Origin of the sequence: Burkholderia sp. AU30280 (assembly GCF_020420125.1) — a bacterium.
Taxonomy (GTDB): domain Bacteria; phylum Pseudomonadota; class Gammaproteobacteria; order Burkholderiales; family Burkholderiaceae; genus Burkholderia.
In genome coordinates, this window is record NZ_JAIZRY010000037.1 from 1 (window position 1) to 2,968 (window position 2,968).

Sequence of the window (2,968 nt, forward strand, 5' to 3'; positions counted from 1 at the left end):
TGACCACAGTTCGTCATCGAGTATCGGTTTGGCCATGGCCTCCTCGTCAGCGAAACAACGAAGAGGTTAACAAAACGCGCGGCGGGTTAACAGCCCCCGAACACTCATTTTGTTAGAGATTTTAAGCCCGTCTCTCACGCAACGAAATTGCCCGCGCTAATTGAGCCGCAATGGTACCGTCGCTAGTGACGCACACTCTTCCATTCGCATGCTGTCTATTCCCGCGTGCTGTAGGCATGCATCCTCATAGGCAACGTGCTCGCCATCGCATTGTGAAGCCAAGAAAGCGTCGATTTTATGAAATTCGACATCAGCAGCAATGTCAACTGCAAAGAGCGATAACCCGTCGGTTACCGAGCATTGTGCTCCAAGTTGCGTGAGGCTCTGGACAATTGCCTTCCTGGTTATCTCATCCTCCGCAAATACCCGGAGGGTTGAGTGTCCCCCCAGTGCAACTACTCCAGCGGCAATAAGTTCACCATCAATCTCCTCGGTCACGACCGTATCACCTTTGCTCACCCCACATATGTAGTAAGGCACGTTGTCCATCACGTAGGAATTCTCGCCAAGAGCCCCCCCCCACATTGATTCGAAGCCAACGGGCGGATATCCGTCAGCGTCAGTCTTCAGACGAAACACGATTTTTGCGAAGCCTTGCATGATGATCCTATTCCTTTCCGCAGGGGTTGCGCCCCAAGCGGTTGAGCTGCTTAAAATTTTCCTTTAGCTTATTCGAGAAGCCACGATTGCACTTACGGCAGAGCAGTTGGGTGTTTTTTTCGTTGTTTGCCCCGCCCAGCGAGTCGGGTTCGACGTGATCGAACTGACGTTCGTTCGCCGGAGGTATGACGCCGCGTTGACTCTTTTGGCCAGGAATCACGTCCGTGCCACAACACTCGCACTTTTCCGTTCCAAAGAAGTTTTTATTCTCCTGAGCAACCTTCTGTTTGACAGAGGCCGGGATGCGCGCTAGCCCAAGCGGATCAATCCATCCGGTTGGCGCGGGCACGTATTGATAAACGTTGGAGCCGCCCGCCAGCCCAATCGGGTCTTTCGATACAGTAATTTTTCCCTAGACACGATTTTCCCGAGACGCGCACCCGGGCGCAAGCGCGGCCCACGGCATCTTGCAATGCATGACACTTGCCCCGCCAAGCCCGCTCGCGGCGGGCCGACGCGCACACGTTATTCGTCCTCGCCCGCTTCCGTTTCCAGTTCCGCCAGCAGCGTCCCTGCGGCCGCGACGTCGGCGTCATCCTCGTACTCAGGCTCCCGCATCGCCCCGGCCTCACGCGCCGGGTGCGTCACCTCGTGGATGCGCTTGAGTTTCTCCACCGACACCATCGTGTAGATCTGCGTGCTCGACAGCGACGCATGAGCGACCGTTTCGCACGCGGTTTGGTACGTGCGTCATGTCTGTGCCATTTCAAGGGGATGGTGCATTTTGAACCAACACGATATTTCCGCTGTAAATCGGGCTGACGACGCCGCAACGGCCAGCGTCGGAATTCGGCAATTGTCGGCGTCGACGCCGGCCGACACGAACGACGAACATCGCGTCATGGCCGATACCTGGCTGCAACACGCGATCGCAGGAATCCAGCAAATGCACCTCAACGACGACGCTCGCCGCGAGGTGGCAAGGGGCTTTTCTAGTTGCCGCTATCATGACGGCCGCCGATGCGTTTCTCCCCGAGCGGGGGAGAAACGCGGAAGTCCACGTTGGCCGACTTCCGGAGTTCCGCCCCTAGAAACAGCAAGGGCCGCTCACGCGGCCCCTACTTGCCCGAACGTGACTATTGTCAAAGGACCGTCACGAGCCAATGTACCTATACCGCAAACCGAGATTGCTACCGTTGCCAAATAATTCGACGTGAAGGATCGGCTCAGCTGCCTTGCCGTCAACCCAAATGACGCATTCCGCCCCCCAAGTGTTGGCGTCATTCATTTCATACAAGTCAACGTACGGCCTTGAGCCGATCTTGCCTGAGAACGCCACATCTTCGGATGCCAAAGCTATGTCAGGCTTCCTCCCAAAATAGTCATTCAGGCACTCGCATATCTCATCCAAGACAGGCTCGGTGACACCAAATCTCGCCTGAAGCGTCGCTTTATCCATAGCGTTCACCGAATTCATAAATTCGGATATGAGGGCGTACGCTTCGCCATTAAATTTCTTATCCATTTCATCCTCTCTTCGAGGGGGTCTTTGTGCTACTTCCAGCACCAGCCCCAATTCCGGAGAAATAACCTCTCGCGTTTAGCACCGCACATTTAGCAGCCTTCGGACTCATCCCAGCTGCCTTTAGCGAGTTAAACGCGACGACTGTCTCACTGCCAAGTGTACCGGCCACTGACGCTTTATCTTGAGCACGATTTGCCATGTAATGCGGCGTGCCGCGCGTCGTGCCATCCGCATTTCTACCTTGCAGGCTGATCGCTGGAGCCGCATTGTAGTCATAGCCCGGCAATTCGTTTACCGATGCATCTTGGTAAATGTGATGCGAATCTTGCAAGCCGCCAATTTTCTTCAGATCGCCGTGCCTACCGGTTACGACACCTTCATCCGCGAGAATCTTCGCGCAATCATCCTCACACGGACACCTTGCAAGGCCAAGCGGATCGATCCACAGCGTCGGATTCGGCGCGTACTGATAGACGTTGATGCCACCGGCGAGCCCGATCGGGTCTTTCGAGACAAACCGTCCGCTACTCGGATCATAGTACCGATACCGGTTATAGTGCAGCCCCGTCTCACGATCAAAGTACTGCCCGGCGAAGCGCAGCGGATTGGTGATCCCGGCCTTGCTCGCCGCATCGCTGATGACTTCCAGCGCGGTGCCCCAAGCCTTGTACCGCGCCGACCACGCCACCTCGCCAGCCTCGTCCGTCACCTCCTGCGGCGTGCCGATCTGATCGCAATGGTAGTACGCCAACGACGGGGCAGGCGCCTGTTCGTTCCCGGCCC

At 56.4% G+C, this 2,968-nt stretch carries 5 protein-coding genes; all 5 read right to left on the minus strand.

Annotation, left to right across the window (positions count from 1 at the left end; genetic code table 11):
- Positions 1-156 precede the first annotated feature (156 nt).
- The gene (locus tag LGN17_RS36365) at positions 157-660 is read right to left on the minus strand and encodes a DUF4265 domain-containing protein (RefSeq protein WP_226201553.1); all 504 of its coding nucleotides are present in this window, start codon (positions 658-660) and stop codon (positions 157-159) included.
- Between the two features lie 7 nt (positions 661-667).
- On the minus strand, positions 668-1,009 hold the full coding sequence (locus tag LGN17_RS36970) for an HNH endonuclease signature motif containing protein (RefSeq protein ID WP_226201554.1): 342 nt from the start codon (positions 1,007-1,009) through the stop codon (positions 668-670).
- A gap of 176 nt (positions 1,010-1,185) precedes the next feature.
- Entirely contained in the window at positions 1,186-1,335 is a 150-nt protein-coding gene (locus LGN17_RS36375) for a hypothetical protein (RefSeq protein WP_226201555.1), read from the minus strand.
- Between the two features lie 478 nt (positions 1,336-1,813).
- Positions 1,814-2,185 carry a hypothetical protein gene (locus LGN17_RS36380; protein WP_226201556.1) on the minus strand — a complete coding sequence of 124 codons (372 nt, stop codon included), beginning with the start codon at positions 2,183-2,185 and terminating at the stop codon, positions 1,814-1,816.
- Position 2,186: 1 nt separating this feature from the next.
- On the minus strand, positions 2,187-2,968 hold a 782-nt coding region (locus LGN17_RS36385), incomplete at its 5' end, for an RHS repeat-associated core domain-containing protein (protein WP_226201557.1).